At 63.1% G+C, this 17,654-nt stretch carries 19 protein-coding genes; 12 read left to right on the top strand and 7 right to left on the bottom strand.

What is annotated here, in order from left to right:
* Nucleotides 1-93 precede the first annotated feature (93 nt).
* The 4 genes from hpaD (at nt 94) to LFT47_RS20430 (ending at nt 3,421) form a co-directional block, all read left to right on the top strand.
* Nucleotides 94-1,197 (top strand): 3,4-dihydroxyphenylacetate 2,3-dioxygenase, encoded by a 1,104-nt coding sequence (gene hpaD / locus LFT47_RS20445; RefSeq protein WP_236813612.1) that lies wholly within the window; start codon nt 94-96, stop codon nt 1,195-1,197.
* 53 nt (nt 1,198-1,250) lie between these two features.
* Nucleotides 1,251-2,036 carry a 2-oxo-hept-4-ene-1,7-dioate hydratase gene (gene hpaH / locus LFT47_RS20440; RefSeq protein ID WP_236813610.1) on the top strand — a complete coding sequence of 262 codons (786 nt, stop codon included), beginning with the start codon at nt 1,251-1,253 and terminating at the stop codon, nt 2,034-2,036.
* Entirely contained in the window at nt 2,021-2,869 is an 849-nt protein-coding gene (locus tag LFT47_RS20435) for an HpcH/HpaI aldolase family protein (RefSeq protein ID WP_236813608.1), read from the top strand. Before hpaH ends, LFT47_RS20435 begins: the two co-directional genes overlap by 16 nt.
* A 117-nt stretch (nt 2,870-2,986) precedes the next feature.
* Complete coding sequence (locus LFT47_RS20430) at nt 2,987-3,421, top strand: hypothetical protein (protein ID WP_236813606.1); 435 nt, start codon at nt 2,987-2,989, stop codon at nt 3,419-3,421.
* 103 nt (nt 3,422-3,524) lie between these two features.
* Here LFT47_RS20430 and LFT47_RS20425 read toward each other — a convergent pair whose 3' ends face one another.
* A complete protein-coding gene (locus LFT47_RS20425) occupies nt 3,525-4,055 on the bottom strand; it encodes a hypothetical protein (RefSeq protein WP_236813604.1) in 531 nt (176 codons plus the stop codon).
* Between the two features lie 293 nt (nt 4,056-4,348).
* On the opposite strand from LFT47_RS20425, the gene LFT47_RS20420 reads away from it, so the two are divergent.
* Both LFT47_RS20420 and LFT47_RS20415 read left to right on the top strand, forming a co-directional pair.
* The gene (locus tag LFT47_RS20420; RefSeq protein ID WP_236813602.1) at nt 4,349-5,557 is read left to right on the top strand and encodes an aspartate transaminase; all 1,209 of its coding nucleotides are present in this window, start codon (nt 4,349-4,351) and stop codon (nt 5,555-5,557) included.
* 45 nt (nt 5,558-5,602) lie between these two features.
* Complete coding sequence (locus LFT47_RS20415; RefSeq protein WP_059388748.1) at nt 5,603-6,277, top strand: 4-carboxy-4-hydroxy-2-oxoadipate aldolase/oxaloacetate decarboxylase; 675 nt, start codon at nt 5,603-5,605, stop codon at nt 6,275-6,277.
* A gap of 182 nt (nt 6,278-6,459) precedes the next feature.
* Here LFT47_RS20415 and LFT47_RS20410 read toward each other — a convergent pair whose 3' ends face one another.
* Both LFT47_RS20410 and LFT47_RS20405 read right to left on the bottom strand, forming a co-directional pair.
* Nucleotides 6,460-6,681 carry a hypothetical protein gene (locus LFT47_RS20410; RefSeq protein WP_236813600.1) on the bottom strand — a complete coding sequence of 74 codons (222 nt, stop codon included), beginning with the start codon at nt 6,679-6,681 and terminating at the stop codon, nt 6,460-6,462.
* A 134-nt stretch (nt 6,682-6,815) separates the two neighbouring features.
* Nucleotides 6,816-7,748 carry a LysR substrate-binding domain-containing protein gene (locus LFT47_RS20405; protein WP_236813598.1) on the bottom strand — a complete coding sequence of 311 codons (933 nt, stop codon included), beginning with the start codon at nt 7,746-7,748 and terminating at the stop codon, nt 6,816-6,818.
* A 513-nt stretch (nt 7,749-8,261) separates the two neighbouring features.
* Between LFT47_RS20405 and LFT47_RS20400 the strand changes: the two genes are divergently transcribed.
* The 5 genes from LFT47_RS20400 to LFT47_RS20380 are packed head-to-tail and all read left to right on the top strand — an operon-like array spanning nt 8,262 to nt 12,988.
* Nucleotides 8,262-9,050, top strand: coding sequence for a LamB/YcsF family protein (locus LFT47_RS20400; RefSeq protein ID WP_236813596.1), 789 nt, complete (start codon nt 8,262-8,264; stop codon nt 9,048-9,050).
* A gap of 1 nt (nt 9,051) precedes the next feature.
* Nucleotides 9,052-9,774 (top strand): 5-oxoprolinase subunit B family protein, encoded by a 723-nt coding sequence (locus LFT47_RS20395; RefSeq protein ID WP_236813594.1) that lies wholly within the window; start codon nt 9,052-9,054, stop codon nt 9,772-9,774.
* Nucleotides 9,771-10,784: a biotin-dependent carboxyltransferase family protein gene (locus LFT47_RS20390; protein WP_236813592.1), complete on the top strand. Its 1,014-nt coding sequence runs from the start codon at nt 9,771-9,773 to the stop codon at nt 10,782-10,784. Before LFT47_RS20395 ends, LFT47_RS20390 begins: the two co-directional genes overlap by 4 nt.
* A gap of 57 nt (nt 10,785-10,841) precedes the next feature.
* The gene (locus LFT47_RS20385; protein WP_236813591.1) at nt 10,842-12,182 is read left to right on the top strand and encodes an MFS transporter; all 1,341 of its coding nucleotides are present in this window, start codon (nt 10,842-10,844) and stop codon (nt 12,180-12,182) included.
* A gap of 56 nt (nt 12,183-12,238) precedes the next feature.
* On the top strand, nt 12,239-12,988 hold the full coding sequence (locus LFT47_RS20380; protein ID WP_078107213.1) for an SDR family oxidoreductase: 750 nt from the start codon (nt 12,239-12,241) through the stop codon (nt 12,986-12,988).
* 103 nt (nt 12,989-13,091) lie between these two features.
* Here the strand turns inward: LFT47_RS20380 and LFT47_RS20375 are convergent, their stop codons facing one another.
* Complete coding sequence (locus LFT47_RS20375; RefSeq protein ID WP_084784486.1) at nt 13,092-13,526, bottom strand: acyl-CoA thioesterase; 435 nt, start codon at nt 13,524-13,526, stop codon at nt 13,092-13,094.
* Nucleotides 13,527-13,754: 228 nt separating this feature from the next.
* Between LFT47_RS20375 and LFT47_RS20370 the strand changes: the two genes are divergently transcribed.
* Nucleotides 13,755-14,648 carry a cytochrome c oxidase assembly protein gene (locus LFT47_RS20370; RefSeq protein WP_236813590.1) on the top strand — a complete coding sequence of 298 codons (894 nt, stop codon included), beginning with the start codon at nt 13,755-13,757 and terminating at the stop codon, nt 14,646-14,648.
* 29 nt (nt 14,649-14,677) lie between these two features.
* Here LFT47_RS20370 and LFT47_RS20365 read toward each other — a convergent pair whose 3' ends face one another.
* The 3 genes from LFT47_RS20365 to purB form a co-directional block, all read right to left on the bottom strand.
* Nucleotides 14,678-15,181 carry a GNAT family N-acetyltransferase gene (locus LFT47_RS20365; RefSeq protein WP_234751783.1) on the bottom strand — a complete coding sequence of 168 codons (504 nt, stop codon included), beginning with the start codon at nt 15,179-15,181 and terminating at the stop codon, nt 14,678-14,680.
* 124 nt (nt 15,182-15,305) lie between these two features.
* Complete coding sequence (locus LFT47_RS20360) at nt 15,306-15,965, bottom strand: histidine phosphatase family protein (protein WP_236813589.1); 660 nt, start codon at nt 15,963-15,965, stop codon at nt 15,306-15,308.
* 54 nt (nt 15,966-16,019) lie between these two features.
* The gene (gene purB, locus LFT47_RS20355) at nt 16,020-17,462 is read right to left on the bottom strand and encodes an adenylosuccinate lyase (RefSeq protein ID WP_236813587.1); all 1,443 of its coding nucleotides are present in this window, start codon (nt 17,460-17,462) and stop codon (nt 16,020-16,022) included.
* Nucleotides 17,463-17,654 lie beyond the last annotated feature (192 nt).

The raw sequence follows: 17,654 nt of genomic DNA, 5'->3' as shown, positions 1-17,654 counted from the left end.
CAGTAGTTGTCGTTATGGGGCTCCAAAACGACAACAAATGCGAGTCAGTTTGGTACCGAACACCAAAGACCCTTTCAAAGAAGAGAGAACCCCATGACCAACTTCGTCCCCACACCCCCGATTCCCACCCCTACCGTCCCGGCGCCGGATATCGTCCGTTGCGCCTACCTTGAACTCGTGGTCACGGACCTTGCCAAGTCCCGTGAGTTCTACGTGGACCTCCTGGGGCTGCACGTCACCGAGGAAGACGAAGACACCATCTACCTGCGCTCCTTCGAGGAGTTCATCCACCACAACCTCGTCCTGCGCAAGGGACCGGTGGCCGCAGCAGCCGCATTCGCATACCGGGTGAAGTCCCCGTCGGAGGTGGACGCCGCCGAGGCGTACTACCGCGAGCTCGGCTGCCGGGTGGAGCGCCGCAAGGAGGGCTTCACCAAGGGCGTCGGCGACTCAGTGCGCGTCGAGGACCCGCTGGGCTTCCCCTACGAGTTCTTCTACGACGTGGAGCACGTCGAACGGCTCACCCAGCGCTACGACCTCTACTCCGCCGGGGAACTGGTCCGCCTAGACCACTTCAACCAGGTCACCCCCGATGTCCCGCGGGGCCGGAAGTACCTCGAAGACCTCGGCTTCCGCGTCTCGGAAGACATCAAGGATTCCGACGGCGTCACGTACGCCGCGTGGATGCACCGCAAGCAGACCGTGCACGACACCGCCCTGACCGGCGGGAACGGGCCGCGCCTGCACCACATCGCGTTCTCGACGCACGAGAAGCACAACATCATCCAGATCTGCGACAAGATGGGCGCCCTGCGCATCAGTGACCGGATCGAACGCGGCCCCGGCCGGCACGGCGTCTCCAACGCCTTCTACCTGTACATCCTGGACCCGGACGGGCACCGCATCGAGATCTACACCCAGGACTACTACACCGGGGACCCGGACAACCCCACCGTCACCTGGGACGTCCACGACAACCAGCGCCGCGACTGGTGGGGCAACCCTGTGGTCCCGTCCTGGTACACCGAGGCCTCCCTCGTCCTGGACCTGGACGGCAACCCCCAGCCCGTCATCGTCCGTGAGGAAAAGAGCGAGATGGCCGTGACCGTGGGCGCCGATGGCTTCTCCTACACGCGCCAACCCGATGGCGGACCCGCCGGCGAAAAGATGGGTTTCAAGGTCGGCTCGCAGCTCTAGGCCTGCAGCCCTCAACGTATGCTGACCGCAGGATGGCCGAACGGAGTGTGGAGATGCTTGACCCGAAGACGATAGAAACCATTGCGAATGAACTGCTGGAAGCTGGCCGGAGCCGGACTCCGGTTCCGCGGTTGACTGCCCGCTACCCGGAGATGACGGTGGAGGATTCCTACGCCGTGCAGCAGTTGTGGCGTAGCCGCAACGAGGACGCCGGACGCACGCTGGTGGGCCGCAAGATTGGGCTGACGTCCAAGGCCATGCAGGCTGCCACGGGCATCACTGAACCGGACTACGGCGCCATCTTCGACGACATGGTCCTGGAAACCGGCTGCTCTGTTCCATGGGACCAGTACACGCATCCGCGGGTGGAAGTGGAACTCGCCTTCGTCCTGAAGAAGGACCTGTCCGGGCCGGGCTGCACGATCTTCGACGTCCTGAACGCCACCGATTACGTGGTTCCGGCCCTGGAGATCCTGGATTCCAGGATCGAGATGGAAGGCCGGACCATCGTGGACACCATCTCGGACAACGCGGCCATGGGTGCCATGGTGGTGGGCGGGCGCCCGGTCCGCCCGGACGCCGTCGACCTCCGTTGGGTATCGGCGATCCTGTACAAGAACCAGACCGTCGAGGAGACCGGCGTCGCCGCGGGCGTCCTGGACCACCCGGCCAACGGCGTGCACTGGCTCGTTAACAAGATCGCCCCGCACGGGGACGGGCTCAAAGCCGGGGAGATCATCCTGGCCGGCTCCTTCACCCGCCCGCTGTGGGTGTACAAAGGCGATACCGTCCACGCCGACTACGGACCCTTGGGAGTTGTCACATGCCGGTTCGAGTAGAACCAGACCGTACGTTCCGCGACGCCCTGCGGAACCAAACCGGCCCTGCCGGCCGGCCCCTCGTCGGGATGTGGGTGTGTTCCGGCAGCCCCCTGATCGCCGAACTGTGCGCCGGGGCCGGGCTGGACTGGCTCCTGATCGACGCCGAACACAGCCCCAACGGCCTCGAATCCATCCTCGCCCAGCTCCAGGCCGTCCGCGGCTACCCCGTCCAGGCCGTGGTCCGTCCGCCGGTCAACGACACCGTGCTCCTCAAGCAATACCTGGACATGGGAGTGCAGGACCTGCTCATCCCCATGGTCAACTCCGCCGCAGAAGCCAAGGCCGCCGTCGCCGCCGTCCGCTACCCGCCGCACGGGGTCCGGGGCGTCGGCTCGGCCCTGGCCCGCGCCTCGCGCTGGAACCGCATCCCTGACTACCTCGCCCGGGCCGCCGAAACCGTCAGCGTCACGGTCCAGATCGAAACCGAGACCGCCGTCGCCGCCGTGGAGGAGATCCTGGCGGTCGACGGCGTCGACGCCATCTTCCTCGGGCCCTCCGACCTCGCCGCGTCCATGGGCCTTCTCGGCGAGCAGGAACACCCGAAGGTGCGTGCCGCCGTCGAGCACTGCCTTTCCGCGGCGAAGACCGCGGGCAAGCCGGCCGGCGTGAACGCCTTCAACGAAGACACGGCGCGCGCCTATATGAACGCCGGGGCGTCGTTCGTGTTGGTCGGCGCGGATGTCGCGCTGCTGGCACGCGGCACGGAAGCCCTCGCGGACAAGTTCATCCCGGCAGCCCCCGACGGCGGAGCGCCCTCTGGCGGGACAGGTGACACGCCGTCGAGCTACTGAATTAGGTAGGTAGTCGGTACTCTTCCGGAGGTCCTTGGACGGAGCTACATTGGATATCCCGAGGCCGCTCGGGGGCGGTCGAGGAGGGGGTCGACCGCAATTTCAATGGAGCATGCCGTGGTCCCGCAACCAGATCTCAATCCTCAACAAGCCGCAGCCATCGCCGAATCGCCGGCTGCAAGGCGTCCAGGCCCCGTGGAGTACGATCTGCGGGCTGTTTACGTCCCGCAGTCCGGGCTGTTCCTGGATGATGAGGGGCGCGAATTCTTTGTCACCGCCGTGGAATTCTGGGAGCACGCGACGGTAGTCAGTCTGTGCTGGAAACGCAGGCCCATGGCAGGGCAGGGAAGTCCGCCCTTGGTTGCCACGGATGAGCACGACCGGGTGCTGGGTGTGAAGCGCATCTGGAACGTTGGTGCGCGGTCGATCCAACATTTTGAACCGATCTCTGCGTCCGCCCGCGCATTGACGGTGCTCATCACCAGGAAAACGGGAACACAGGAACTGTTTAGCTGCAGGACGCCGCCGGCAAGGAAAGAGGCAACGAAGTAAGCACTCCCAACTAACTCGCAGTTGTTGTCGTTTTGACGCCTCATAACGACAACAACTGTCAGTCAGTTGGGTTAGATGCGCCGTCTGGGCTGGCCCGTGGAAGCTAGGCGGAGCGCGCGACGCCCCTCGTTGACCTGCGGATATGCTCGGGCGTGAGGCCGGTCAGCGAGGCAAGTTCAAGGTCATCGCAAGCTTGGGTGCGGAGCGCCGTGACAATCAACGCTTCCCGCTGATTAACGATCTGGTCGCGGTGCCTTTCGGCTGCTTTGAGTTGCTCGCTTTTCGCCCTCAGGCCATCCACATGTGCGCCTCGCGGAAGCCCACTCGGGTGAAGGTCGTCATAAGCCAAACCGATAGTCCGGACGGCACGCATGTTCTCCCCGGTCACCGCGGAAATTGTGGCCAGGGCGAGCCCGTCTTCAAGGGCCTGGGCGATCATCTCGTTGCGGACAGCGGTCAATGAGCGGATGGCGCTTGTCGCTTGAGATAGGAGTTGCTTATGGGCTGCGAGGGCGTGCATGAGCTTGGCACGATCTCCTTTGCCCACGGGTTGGGGCCGGACTGGAACCTTGGCCCGGTAGGTGTACCTGCCGGTGGCTGACGTGCCCCGAAGGGACCCGGATTGGGCTGGCATTGGATCCCTTTCGGACTCTTCGCGAACTTCTGATCTATGAAATCTAGGCGGCATCCGCAGAGCCGCGGAAATACCAATACCGCGTGAACCCATAAGGAAAGTGCATGGAAGATTCCTAAATGGAGTTGAAATGTCCCTAAATGACCACAGAATGCCTATATGCATCAGGCGGTCATAAGGGTCTCTTATTGATCCACGCACATTAGGTCTTATCCACGGCGCCCGTCAGTGCCTAGTCTCGAAATTGGGGATTCGACACCCGAATCCTGGGTTTCACGATTCTGGAGAAGACAATGTCCGAGTACCTGCCGGCGTCGAGGGTCACACGCATCAAGTCCTCAGCGAGCGTTGCGGCCGCCGCCCGCGTCCGTGAACTACGAGCCGAAGGCATTCCGATCATCGACCTGACCGTCGGCGAGCCGGACTTCGACACCCCTGACCACATCAAGGCGGCCGCGATCGAAGCGATCAACGCCGGCCAGACCAAATACACCTCGGTGACCGGAACGCCTGAGCTGCAGACCGCTATCCTCCGCCGGGTTGAAGGCCACACCGGCGTGCACTACGAAGCGAACCAGCTGACCATCGGCGGCGGAGCCAAGCAAGTCATCTACGTCGCGCTCATGGCCTCGCTCAACGAGGGCGACGAGGTCATCGTCCCGGCACCGTACTGGGTCTCATACCCGGACATGGTCCTCGCCAACGACGGCACGCCCGTGATCGTCGCTTGCGGAGAAGACACCGGCTTCAAGCTCACCCCGGCCGCACTCCGCGAAGCCATCACACCGAAGACCAAGTGGCTTATCCTCAACGCTCCGTCCAACCCGACGGGGGCCGTGTACTCACGCGAAGAACTGCGGGCACTTGGTGACGTGCTTGAGGAATTCCCGCACGTCTACATCCTCACCGACGAAATCTACGACGAAATCCACTTCGGCGACGGGCGGGTAACGAGCCTCGTTACGGCGGTTCCTTCCCTGCGTGACCGCATCCTGCTGGTCAACGGTGTCTCCAAGGCGTACGCCATGACCGGTTGGCGCCTTGGCTACGGCGTAGGCCCGGCGCCTTTGATCGCTGCTATGAACAAGCTGCAGTCGCAGACGTCGTCCTGCCCGTCGTCGGTCAGCCAGGCGGCCGCGGCAGCCGCGCTGAACGGTGACCAATCGTTCGTCCGGGACAGCGTGGAGGTGTACCGCAAGCGCCGGGACGTCGCCGTCGAAGGCCTCAACGCCATTGACGGACTGTCCGTCGCCCCTGCCGAAGGCGCCTTCTACGCCTACGTGAACTGCAGCGGTGTCATCGGCAAGACCGCCCCGGACGGCACCGTCATCGAAAACGACCAGGACTTCACGCTGTACCTCCTCAACGCGGCCGCGGTTGCCGTCATCCAGGGCTCGGCCTATGGGCTTGGCCCGTACTTCCGGATCTCCTTCGCCACATCGCTGGAGACCATCAACGCCGGCGTGGACTCAATCCGCAAGGCAGTCAGCGCCCTCAACTAAGCCCTACGGGCACCCCAGCAGCCAGCCAAGAGAAAGATTCAGGAAATGATCCACGTTAAGACCAAATTCCAGAGGCCGGACGCCGACGTCGTCAGCCGCCTTGCGGCGTTCTCCTCCGCGACCATCCACGAAGCCCAAGGCCGCCGGGGCGCCTTGAGCTCCAAGATCAAGCCGATCGACCGCTCCATGTCCTTCTGTGGGCCGGCCGTGACGGTGGCTTGTGCCCCGCAGGACAACCTCATGCTCCAGGTCGCCATCCACTACGCCCAGGCCGGCGATGTCGTCTTGGTCGGTGCCCAGGAATTTTCCGACGCCGGAACCTTCGGCGACGTCCTGGGCAATGCCATGAAAGCCAAGGGCATCGCGGCGATGGTGACGGATTCCGGCGTGCGGGACACCCAGGACCTCATCGAACTCGGCCTCCCGGTGTTCTCGGGCAGCGTGTGTATCAAGGGAACGGTCAAGGAAACCCTTGGGCCGATCAACCACCCGCTCGTCTTCGGCGATGAGATCATCTACCCCGGCGACATCCTCCGCGGTGACGCTGACGGCGTCGTGGTGGTCCGCCGTGAAGAAGCTGAAGAGGTCATTGCGCTCTCCCAGGCCCGGGACGACGCCGAACGCGAGCTCATCAAGGCCTACCACGCCGGAGGCACCACCATCGAGTTGTGCGGGCTAACGGAGAAGCTGAAGGCCAAGGGGCTCCTGGTCGAAGACTGATTGTGTTGCTCTAAGGCCGGTCACCGAATGCGGTGGCCGGCCTTTTGCGCGCCTTGCCCGAGGCACGTTTCCGCGCACGACGAAGGCGCCTTGCCTGGGGCAAGGCGCCTTGAGTGGTGCGATGGAGCGGGAAGCCGACGACGGCGGGCTGCCGGGGCAGCGGTACGGCGTGGTTAGCCGAGTCAGTCCAGCCCAGGGTGTCCTGGCCGTGCGTCGACCAGGTACCACTCGATGCTGTGTCCAGCGTGGGCCGGCATGAGGCTTCCTTCGAAGACGAAGAGGGGTTCGCCCAGCCCGCCTACTGGACGCCAGAAACCGTTCCTTGGGCAGTGGAATCCGGTCCGTGCACTGATCGCTCCGAGGGTTGGATTCGAAGCCCACCGGGTCTGGCTGATCTTTTTCACCGCTGTTCCTTTGATTGGGTTCACGGAGTCCGCGAACCGCTTTCGAATTACTTGCTAATTCGATAGTAGGAAATAAAAACGTCGGTGAATAAGACCAAAGATGTCTGTCCGGATAAGGCAATGTTATGGATCGATCACGCTTCGGCTGGATCGGCCGCGTACTTGCTGATCAATTGTTGCTGGAGCATCTCCTTGACCAGGATGAGCACGGCAGAGGCTGCCTCGGACAGCGGCTCATGGTCAGGGGTGCACAGGGCAATCTTGCTCTGCAGGGCCGGTTCGACGATCCGCAGGACCTTGAAGTTCTCATCAGGGAAGAGCGCATCAGCGGCCGATTTCGGCAGCACGGTTGCCCCGAGGTTTGCGCGGATGAGTCGAACCAGTGACGGAACCGATTCCACTTCCCCAACAAGGCGCAGGGGCAACCCGTGGTCAGCCAGTCCCTTCTCGATGATCTGGCGCAGGGTGTGGTTTTTTTCGGGGAGGAACAGCCCAAGGCTGCTGGCTTCTTCGAGGGTGACCGTTGTTCGACCCTGGGCCACATCGACGTCCTCATGGGTCACCAGGTGCAGGTCTTCCACAATCATGGTGGTGAACTGCACTCCACGGATCTTCCCCGGCTCGTAGATCAGGGCCATGTCGAGGCGGCCGTTCTTGATTGCCTCGCTCAGCACGCCGCCGAAGATCTCCGTCAGGTGCACCACAATGTCCGGGTAACGCCGGCCAACCTCGCGGATGATCTGCGGCGTGAGGCTCGAGGCCATGCTGTACGGTGCGATGGCGATGGACACCCTGCCCGACGGTGCGGCCCCGGACGCCGCTACGTCCAGCCGGGCTTGTTCCACGAGCCGCAGGATGGTCTGGGCGTGGCGATAGAGGGTGTGTCCCGCGGCGGTTGGCTCGACTCCCTGCTTACTGCGGATCAGCAGGCGCTGCTTCAAGTCGCTTTCCAACGCCGACACCTGCTGGCTGAGGGCGGGTTGGGCAACGTGGAGCGCTGCGGCGGCCTTGGTGATGCTCCCCGAATCGACGATCTTTACAAAATACGAGAGCTTCCGCGTATCCATGGGTCTGCCTTCCTCCAGGTCCTCATTGGGGCCTGGATGCCATAAGGAAATTCTATGTAGGGACACACAATCCGTCTTTGTGTGACCTGTCTCTCAGCGACTAATTTGAGATCCACATCCCCATGGTGGCGTTTCCCAACCATTTACTGACAGTTCGTTGACTCCCCATCAACCAAATTGTCCCGATACCCAAATATAGACGCATTTGACGACCCGCCGTCGTCGACCTCCAACAAGGAGGACGACGACGGCGGTCCGGCGCCACGCGGTCCCTGCCGGCGGCATGTGTGCCCTAGGTCATAACCGGGAGCTATCCCGTGATAGCGAATAGGTCTTTGTGCCCGAAGTTCGTGGGTGCGAGACTTCTATCACCAAAGAATTACCGACAGTTCGCCGGATTGAAGAATTTTAGCTAAACACTTTCAATCGAAAAGGCGACTGATTTTACCGGATATTCCTGCCGTTCGTATGGAATTACCGGACCCCGATGCAGAACCACGGAAAGAGAACCACGTGAACCCGATAATTGATCTTGTAGCGGATCTTGGAGAGGGATTCGGTGCCTACACCATGGGCAGCGACACCGATCTTCTGGAGATCGTTTCAAGCGCCAATATCGCTTGCGGGTTCCACGCCGGCGATCCCGACATCATGGACGCGACCGTTGCTGAATGCGTTCGCCGCGGGGTGGGTATTGGAGCCCACCCGAGCTTCCCGGACCTGCGTGGTTTCGGCCGCAGGGACATGGGCCTCACTGCCAACGAGGTGCGCGCGGATGTGCTGTACCAGTTGGGGGCCCTGAACGGCTTCGCGGCCTTCCACGGAACCAAGGTGACCCACATTGCGCCGCACGGCCGGCTGGGAAATCTCGTCGCCGTCCGAGCGGACTACGCTGAGGCCGTAGCCGAGGCCGCCGCCCGCGTGGACAACGAACTCATCGTGGTCGCCCAGGAGGGCGAGTTGGCCAAGGCGGCACGTTCCGCCGGCCTGGATGTAGCCATTGTCGGCATCGTCGATCGTGCCTACCAGGAAGACGGAACCCTGGTCCCGCGCAGCCAGCCCGGCGCCGTACTGCACGATCCCTCGGCCATTGTCGAGCGAACCGTCCGCATGGTGTGCGAGGGCAAGATCCGGTGCGCCAATGGCACTGACATCGACATCTCCACGGACACCGTCCTGCTTCACGGAGACAACCCCGGCGCCGTCGAGCTCGCCCGGCTCGTTCGCTCGGAGCTCATTTCGGCCGGGGTCCGTATCGCCCCGTTGACCGAAGTCATGGATGCCAAGAGGAAGGCGGCCTGACATGTCCGTTCACACTGCGGCTCCCACCGAGATCTACGAATCCGGAGACTCCGCATTGCGCGTTGTCGCCCTCGCTGAAGCAAGCGAGGACAACTGGCTCACGGTCCACCGTCTTGCCGACTGGCTGGAGAGCTGTGGCGCCGAGGGCCTTCATGGCGCGGTACCCACCTACGATTCCGTGCTGGTGGAATTCGACTCCGTCCTGGTGTCTGCCCGCCAGGTGCGCGCGTTCGTGAAGCTGGGACTCCTTGAAATGGGCCGGTCAGCAGGCACCGCAGCAGCACCCCGTGAATTTGACGTCCCGGTGGTTTACGGCGGCGAATACGGTCCCGACCTGGAGAAAGTAGCCGAGCAACAGGGCATCTCCATTGGGGAAGTCATCCGCCTCCACACGGAGAAGACCTACACCGTTCGCTGCCTGGGTGCGCCGGCCGGCTCGCCCATGATGGACGGCCCCGCGTTCCCCAAGCCCGTGCCGCGCCTCAAGGATCCCCGGCTCAGCGTCCCGGCAGGGGCAGTGGCAGTGGCAGGCCGCCAGGCCGTCATCGCACCCGCTGTGGCACCCGGTGGCTGGTGCGTCATCGGCCAAACCCCGTTGACCGTCCTGAACATTCGTCGCGAACCACTGGTCCCCTACAAGCCCGGAGATATTCTCCGGTTCCGGCGGATCGAAGCCGGAGATTTCGACTCATACCTCGGCATGGAACTGGAAGCAAGGCCATGAACGGGCACATCCTCATCCAGCAACCGGGTAACTCCGTGGTCACAGACCTTGGCCGTTTCCGGGGACCGCGTTTTGGACTGCCGGTCAACGGCGCCTTGGACCAGTACTCAGCCCGGGCCGCCAACATCCTGGCCGGCAACCTCGACAATGACCCGCTGGTGGAGATCACGGCCCTCGACTTCAGGATGAAGGCGCAGTCCGACATCCTGATCGCCGTCACGGGGGCACCCCTGATACTCACCGTCGGAGGGCGTCCGAGCAGCCAGTGGGAACCGGTTTCGGTCCGTGCGGGCGAGACGGTAGCCATCCGGGGAATCAACCGGGGCCTCCGTGCCTACCTGGCCATCCACGGCTCCGTGGAGGCGCCGATGCTGCTGGGTAGTTGTGCTCCGGACACCGTTGTGGGCTTCGGCCTGCAGCTCAAGGAGGGAACCACACTCCTCACCCGCCGCAGCGTGCGCCCGGTTCGCCAACCGTACTTCGACCTTCCGCTCTTCCGGCTTGGTCTTGAACGGCCGGACATGGGGCAGGAACTGATGGTCGATGTGACCGACGGTCCGGATGTCGCCGAGTTTGGCGATTCCGCCGAGTTGCTCTTCACCTCGGAGTACGCCGTGAGTGGCCGGAGCAATCACATCGGCCTGAGGCTAGGCGGCGAACTTCCGGAAAGAACCGCGAGTGGCGAAGTGCTTTCACGCGGGGTCCCGGTGGGCGCCGTTGAGGTTCCTTCGCGGGAAGAACTGCTGGTACTGCATCGGGGACGCGGCGTCACGGCCGGATATCCGGTCCTCGCAGTGGTCACCAGTAATGGCCTGGACGTCCTTGCCCAAGCCCGCCCGGGCGACAAGGTCCGCTTCAGGAAAACAACAGTGGTGGAGGCAACTTCAGGCCACCGGCGCTCGCGGGCGCAGCTTGAAACCCTCCGCGAATCCGTCAACACAGTCTTCGGACTACTTGGCATTGGATGCCGACCCCAGTGGCAGGACCTCCCGGTTGCGGCATGCAGCTAAAAACCCGTCGTCAAAACCAAGAGGCGTTGCTACGCTCAACATCAAGAAGGAAATGTCATGACCGCTAACACCAACGCTGCGCAAGTGCAGCATGAACGGCTCACAGGCCGTCAAACGCGCAAGGTTGTCACCGCAGGCTGCGTTGGCATCTTCGTGGAACTCTATGACAACGGCATCTTCGCCTTCATGGCCGGAACACTTGCCCTGGTGTTCCTTGCCCCGGGCAACCCGGACAACGCCCTGCTGTTCGTGTTCGCCGGCTACGCAGTCTCGTTCTTCGTCCGGCCCCTTGGCGCAGTTGTTTGTGGCTACTTGGGCGACCGGATCGGCAGGCAAAAGCTACTGGTCTTCGTCATTCTGCTGATCAGTGTTGCCACGGCAGGTATCGGAATCCTGCCCACCTACGCGGCTATCGGCATCGCGGCGCCGATACTGCTGGTCCTCCTGCGGCTCCTGCAGGGTTTCTCGGTCGGCGGCGAGGCCGCCGGCGCCATGACCTTCCTCGCTGAACACGCCCCTGAAGGCAAGCGCGGCATCATCACCTCCTACGCACAGATCGCTTCTTTCGCAGCACTGCTCACCGGTACCCTTGTCGCGTTCTCCATGTCCCCGTGGCTCACCCAGTCGGCGATCGACGGCGGCGGCTTCGGCGCTTTCGCATGGCGCATTCCGTTCCTGGTCGCCATCCCCATGGGCGTCATCGGTTGGTACATTCGCAAGGCCATCGCGGACACCCCCAACTTCACAAAGCTCAAGGAAGAAGGCGGCCTGTCCAAGAACCCGCTCAAGGAAGCCTTCCAGTCAGCTGAGCACCGCCGGGCCATGGTTCTGGCCCTCTTCATCCCGCTCATGAACGGTTCCGGCTACTACGTCCTGTTCTCCTACATGCCTACGTTCCTCAAGGGCAAGCAGCTCAACTTCACCATCGGCGAGGCACTGTTCATCACCGCCTGCAGCCTGGTTGTCATCTGCATCGCCATTCCTTTCATGGGTGCCCTGTCCGACCGCATCGGCCGCAAGAAGGTCATCGCCGGCTCTGCCATCGCCATGACTATCCTGGGCATCCCGTCCTACGCCCTCATCGCAACGGGAAACATGGGTCTGGCTATCCTTGGCGCCTCGATCATGGCCATCGTCTTCGCCGGCCACACGGCCGTCATCCACATCCTGATCGTTGAACTCTTCCCCACCCGGGTCCGGTACTCCGCTTACGGCCTCGGCTACAACATCTCCTCCGCGCTCTTCGGCGGAACGGCCCCGTTGTTGATGACCTGGCTCATCAGCAGCACCGGCAACATCTACATGCCCGCCTTCTACGCAGTCATCACGGCACTTGGCACGCTTGCGGCCGTGAGCACGGTCAAGGACCGGGCCCACGAACCCCTGCGCGACGCTTAGGCGCCGCTGACCTCCGGCACGCTTCGTGCCTTCCATTTCCACTCTTTGGAGAACCGATGTCTTTTTCCGACTACAACACCGCCCTCGTCACCGGAGCGTCAACCGGTATGGGCGCCGCGATCACGGAGCGCCTGGCCAAAAGAGGCCTGACCGTTCACGCCGTGGCGCGCAACGAGGAACGCCTCAGCGAACTGGCCGATCGTACGGGTGCTATCCCGCACGTAGTTGACCTGACCGACACAGCGGCGCTGACCGCCGTCGTGAGCGAACTGAAGGTCGACGTCCTGGTCAACTGCGCCGGAGTTTCCAGGCCAGGCAACCTCCTGGACTCGTCCGAGCAGGACATCGATGAGCTCATCGACGTCAACCTTCGCGGCCTGCTTCAGCTCACGCGGCTGGTCCTGCCGGGCATGGTGGAGCGCGATCTCGGCCACATCATCAACATCAGCTCGATCGCAGGCGTGTACAACTTCTACGGCCACACGGTCTACCACGCCACGAAGGCAGCCGTGCACCAGATCTCCCGCCAGCTGAGGAACGACACGGTCGGCAAGCGTATCCGCGTGACCGAGATCTGCCCCGGCAGGGTGGAAACCGAGATCTTCGGCCGGAACATGGGCGGCACGCCTGAAGCCATGGAAGAAGCGTGGAAGACCTACTACGAAGGCTACGAGTCGCTGACCACTGACGACATCGTCAACGCCCTCGACTACGCCATCGAAACCCCGCGCCACGTCAATGTGGGCATGCTGGAACTCATGCCGACGTTCCAGGTCCCCGGAGGTCTGACCTTCGACAGGCGCTGATCGCAGCAAGCTGGCGGCCGCGAACTTCGCGGCCGCCAGCACCCGTCTCCGGGGGAAAGCTTTAGGGGGCCTGCCGCTTTAGGAGGGGCCCGACGTCGGGCGCTCAGTCCTCGTGGAGCGCTTGGGTCAAGTGGTGCGTGGGGATGCGGTCACGGTCATAGGTGATTTCCGTGTAGCCGTGCGGTTCCGGCCGGCCGTCGTGCCCGAGGTTGACGAACACGATTTCCTCGATGGTCAGAATGCTGTCGCGGGTGATCATGTTGCGCACCTCCGCGCGCATGGTCAGTGACGTCCGGCCGAAGCGGACTGCGGTCAGGCCCATCTCCACTAGATCGCCCTGGACGGCTGAGCTGACGAAGTTGATTTCGGAGATGTACTTGGTGACGGCGCGGCCATTGCCAAGTTGGAGGATGGCGTAGATTGCCGCTTCCTCGTCGATCCATTTCAGCAGGCTTCCACCGAACAGCGTGCCGTTGGCATTGAGGTCCTCCGGACGTATCCATTTGCGGGTCCGGAACGTGATGTCAGCCTTTTCCATAATGCGAGATTAGCCGAGGCCGCCCGCCCGCGTCTCCTGCGGCGTGCCATGCTCGGCGCGACTCCGTAACATGGATACGGTGCACCCGGTTCAGGGCACAACACGACACGCCGATTCGCGCACCATATGCGGCACGCCGGGAACGCGCTGGAGGAACACCATGAAGATCGAAAAAACCCACCGTAGCGCTGGGCTCGGCGCCCGGCCTTCCGACATGGACCACTGACCATGCCGCCGTTGGACGCAGTGCTGGGCGCGTGGTCGATGAACTGGCCCGCCCTTGTCATTCTTGTTGCCGCAGTCGCCCTCTATGCAAAGGGCCTGATTGCCGCCAAGCGCCGGGATATCCGCTGGCCTTTGTGGAATTCGTTCGCCTTCTTCGTCCTTGGCCTGGGCAGTTTCGCCGCCCTGAGCTTTGGATTCCCGGGAACCTACAGCCACGATCTGCGGTGGGCGTTCACCCTCAAGGTGACGTCCTATCTGTTTGTGGTCCCGCTGTTGATTGGCTTGGGCAAGCCACTAACCCTTGCACGGCAGACCCTTGGGCCCGTGGGAGCTGCAAGGGTGGAAGCAGTCCTCGGGCACCGGCTCGTGAGGATGCTGAGCAACACGCTCGTGGCTGCACTGCTGGGGCTCGCCATGTTCACGCTGTTCCTGACCCCGTTCTTCTACGTGCTCCGGACCAGTCCGGCCTCCGACGTCATCCTGACTTTGCTGGTACCGGTCATGGGACTCCTCATGACCGTACCGATCATGGAAGACGGCGCTGGGCGCACCTCGTCGCTCATTGTGGTCGAGTTCATTTTTGTATTTATCGAGCTTCTTGCTGACGCGGTGCCTGGGGTCCTGATGCGACTGAGCCCGGGAATTCTCGACGGCGCCACGTCGGTATTGGGCAATCAGCCAGCCTGGTTCCCCTCGCCACTGCGCGACCAGCAACTAGCGGGAGACCTGATGTGGTTCCTCGCAGAGATCGTGGATCTTCCCCTCATCATCCTGATGTTCGTCCGGTTTTCCCGCAGCGACAAGCACGAGGCCAAGAGCTTCGACGACTTGAGCGATGAAGAAATCGAAGCCCTGAACCGGGCCCATCTAGGGCAGGGCGGACGCAGCCTGGAGTGATCCGGCGTGGCCGGTGGGGCAGCCTGTCCTTACGCCATCGCCGTGTGCGAGGCGCTGTGTGAATCGATCGGCTTGGCGTAGCACTGCGAGTGGCTGACGCCAATGTAGGGGCCGAAATTGGGCACTGCGGCGAAGCCCGCGCTCTCGTAGAAGCTGCGGCCGTCCGATTGGGCCGAACCGGCTTCCGCTGTGATCATGCTGAACCCGTGGGCATGTGCCTGCGCTTCCAGCGCCGCAAGGATGGAGCTGGCCACTCCTGAGCCCCTCGCGTAGGGGACGACGTATAGACGCTTGATTTCCGCCGTTTCGGCATCCAGAATCCTTAGCCCTCCGCAACCCAGGGGCTGGCCGGAGCACTTTTCGTAGGCAACGACGAAAACAGCAGTATCCGCTTCCGATGGTGCGGGTCCGGGCTCGTGGTCCGAGTTGCCGAAACGTGCGTCCAATTCAGCCTGCTGAGCCGCGCGGAGGTCTGCACCCACCGGGTTAGCCCAGGTGACCTGTCTGATGTTTAGCCGCGGATTGGTCTGCATCGGAACCTCTTTCGCCGGAGGGGGTTATGCCTATCAAGCCTAAGAAGCGGGGGTTACCGCGGTGTTTCCTACGCGTAAGCGTCCGGAGAAATACCGGTGCATTGGCGTTCGTCTCAAGCAGCCGTCATTCGACGGCGTCGCCGGTGGGATCTTCGACCGTCCGGTCGGCCAAGCCAAGTCCGCCTACCGGGGTCTGGTCCCAGTGGAGCAGGCGCCAGCCGATCTCCGCGTCGCCCTCGAGCACCACGATTCCGGTGTTCTGCAGCTGGTGGGTGGCGGCGAACTCCCGGCCAACATTCGCGGCACGGCGACCTGCCCAGCAGCGGATGGCTGCGCCGTGGCTGACCACGACGGCGGTTTCGTCGCCTGACGCTGCCACCTTGGCAATGGCAGCGTCGTAGCGGGCGAAGAACTCGTGGCCATCACCCGCTCCCGGCATGCGGAGGTCGAGTTCACCGTCGGTCCAGGCGAAAACGGTGCTCATGTACCGGTGGTGCGATTCGTGGTCGGTGAGCTTCTCCAAGGCCCCGGCCTCAATCTCCTGCAGGCCGTGCAACACGGTGGCCTCGAGCCCTAGGGCTTTTGCAAGCGGGGCGGCCGTCAGTTGGGTGCGAACCAGCGTGGACGCATAGATCGCCGTGATGTCCTCGTTGGCGAGGGACTCCGGGAGCGCAGCGGCCTGACGTTCGCCGAGTTCAGTCAGTCCCGGACCGGGAAACGCCGTGTCCAATTGCCCCAGGACGTTTCCGGGGGTCTGCCCGTGGCGGATAAGCAAGAGCCTCATGCTGACACAGTTCCTTACATCGATTCGGAAACGCCGGGTCCGCAGCGCCGCGTTCTACTTCAGGTGGTCCACCAACTGGTCCGCGATACCGGTGTACTTGCCCGGAGTAAGTGCCAGGAGGCGTGCCTCGGCTTCGGAAGACAATCCCAGGCTCGAGACGAACTCCTGCATGCGGACGGCATCGACGCGCTGACCGCGGGTGAGATCCTTGAGTCGCTCGTAGGGGTTCTCCATGCCTTCGACGCCAGCGATGGCCTCGGCGCGCATGACCATCTGGATCGCCTCGCCCAGGACTTCCCAGTTGGTGTCGAGGTCGGCGGCCAGTACCTCCTCGGCAACGTCAAGGGCCTTCAGGCCCTTGGCAACATTCGAGATTGCAAGGAGCGAGTGCCCGAATGCGACGCCGATGTTGCGTTGCGAGGAAGAGTCGGTGAGGTCTCGCTGCCAGCGGGAGGTAACGAGCGTGGCGCCCAGGGTGTCCAACAGCCCGTTGGAAATCTCCAGGTTGGCCTCGGCGTTTTCGAAGCGGATCGGGTTGACCTTGTGCGGCATGGTGGAGGAGCCGGTGGCGCCGGCAACCGGGATCTGGCGGAAGTAGCCAATCGAGATGTAACTCCAGATGTCCGTGCAGACGTTGTGCAGAATGCGGTTGAAGCGGGCGACGTCGGCATAGAGCTCGGCCTGCCAGTCGTGGCTCTCGATCTGGGTGGTCAACGGGTTCCACGTCAGTCCCAGGCCTTCAACGAAGGACTGGGCTACGGCCTCCCAGTCGGCACCGGGAACGGATGCGACATGTGCGGCATACGTGCCGGTAGCGCCGTTGATCTTGCCCAGGTACTGGGTCTTGGAAACGCGGTCCAGCTGGCGGCTCAGGCGGTGCGTGATGACTGCCAGTTCCTTGCCAAGAGTGGTGGGAGTGGCCGGCTGGCCGTGCGTGCGGGAAAGCATCGGGACGGCGCGGTTCTCCTCGGCCATCGCTTCGATCTGCTTCACCAAGGCACGCGCTGCAGGGAGCCAGACATCTTCCACGGCACCCTTGACGCCCAAGGCGTAGGAAAGGTTGTTGATGTCTTCCGATGTGCAGCCGAAGTGCACCATGGCGGTCAGGTTCTCGATACCGATCGCGGGGAGGCGGCGGCCGATGTAGTACTCAACGGCCTTGACGTCGTGGACCGTGACGGCTTCGATTTCAGCGAGTTCGGTGACCGAAGCGGCGTCGAACTCGGTGACGATGGCGCGCAGCTTCTCCTGCTGTTCGCTGGTCAGTGGGCCGGCGCCAGGAAGCACGTTGTTGCTGGTCAGGTGGATGAGCCACTCGACTTCGACGGCCACGCGGTCGCGGTTGAGGGCGGCTTCTGACAGGTAGTCGACCAGGGGAGCGACGGCGGACTGGTACCGGCCGTCCAGCGGGCCCAGGGCGATCGGCTCCGGCGACGCGGCGAGAGCCAGGCGTCCAGAGGGCGTACGGGGAACAGCGGCGGCGACGGTTTCAGGCATGAGGCAATTCTTTCATGAACTCGGCTCGCGCCATTAAGCCGGACTTCACTATGTGCATAACATCGCGGCATCCTCTTCCCGGCCGCATTTCCGGCAGGTTATCCACATAGCCGATCACGGCGGTTCCGCATCACCGGAGCACGACGTAGCGTCGCTGCCACAACATCAATGGACACGGAGGAGGACAACGTC

Source organism: Arthrobacter sp. FW306-2-2C-D06B (genome assembly GCF_021789175.1).
GTDB lineage: Bacteria > Actinomycetota > Actinomycetes > Actinomycetales > Micrococcaceae > Arthrobacter.
Note: the sequence above shows the minus strand (reverse complement) of the source record. Positions and strands in the feature narration are given on the sequence as shown.

What these genes read in the sequence shown, in the direction of transcription:
- hpaD (WP_236813612.1), top strand. Translation starts at nt 94, where the DNA reads ATGACCAACTTCGTCCCCACACCCCCGATTCCCACCCCTACCGTCCCG.
- hpaH (WP_236813610.1), top strand. Translation starts at nt 1,251, where the DNA reads ATGCTTGACCCGAAGACGATAGAAACCATTGCGAATGAACTGCTGGAA.
- LFT47_RS20435 (WP_236813608.1), top strand. Translation starts at nt 2,021, where the DNA reads ATGCCGGTTCGAGTAGAACCAGACCGTACGTTCCGCGACGCCCTGCGG.
- LFT47_RS20425 (WP_236813604.1), bottom strand. Translation starts at nt 4,055, where the DNA reads ATGCCAGCCCAATCCGGGTCCCTTCGGGGCACGTCAGCCACCGGCAGG.
- LFT47_RS20420 (WP_236813602.1), top strand. Translation starts at nt 4,349, where the DNA reads ATGTCCGAGTACCTGCCGGCGTCGAGGGTCACACGCATCAAGTCCTCA.
- LFT47_RS20415 (WP_059388748.1), top strand. Translation starts at nt 5,603, where the DNA reads ATGATCCACGTTAAGACCAAATTCCAGAGGCCGGACGCCGACGTCGTC.
- LFT47_RS20405 (WP_236813598.1), bottom strand. Translation starts at nt 7,748, where the DNA reads ATGGATACGCGGAAGCTCTCGTATTTTGTAAAGATCGTCGATTCGGGG.
- LFT47_RS20395 (WP_236813594.1), top strand. Translation starts at nt 9,052, where the DNA reads ATGTCCGTTCACACTGCGGCTCCCACCGAGATCTACGAATCCGGAGAC.
- LFT47_RS20390 (WP_236813592.1), top strand. Translation starts at nt 9,771, where the DNA reads ATGAACGGGCACATCCTCATCCAGCAACCGGGTAACTCCGTGGTCACA.
- LFT47_RS20385 (WP_236813591.1), top strand. Translation starts at nt 10,842, where the DNA reads ATGACCGCTAACACCAACGCTGCGCAAGTGCAGCATGAACGGCTCACA.
- LFT47_RS20380 (WP_078107213.1), top strand. Translation starts at nt 12,239, where the DNA reads ATGTCTTTTTCCGACTACAACACCGCCCTCGTCACCGGAGCGTCAACC.
- LFT47_RS20375 (WP_084784486.1), bottom strand. Translation starts at nt 13,526, where the DNA reads ATGGAAAAGGCTGACATCACGTTCCGGACCCGCAAATGGATACGTCCG.
- LFT47_RS20370 (WP_236813590.1), top strand. Translation starts at nt 13,755, where the DNA reads ATGCCGCCGTTGGACGCAGTGCTGGGCGCGTGGTCGATGAACTGGCCC.
- LFT47_RS20365 (WP_234751783.1), bottom strand. Translation starts at nt 15,181, where the DNA reads ATGCAGACCAATCCGCGGCTAAACATCAGACAGGTCACCTGGGCTAAC.
- LFT47_RS20360 (WP_236813589.1), bottom strand. Translation starts at nt 15,965, where the DNA reads ATGAGGCTCTTGCTTATCCGCCACGGGCAGACCCCCGGAAACGTCCTG.
- purB (WP_236813587.1), bottom strand. Translation starts at nt 17,462, where the DNA reads ATGCCTGAAACCGTCGCCGCCGCTGTTCCCCGTACGCCCTCTGGACGC.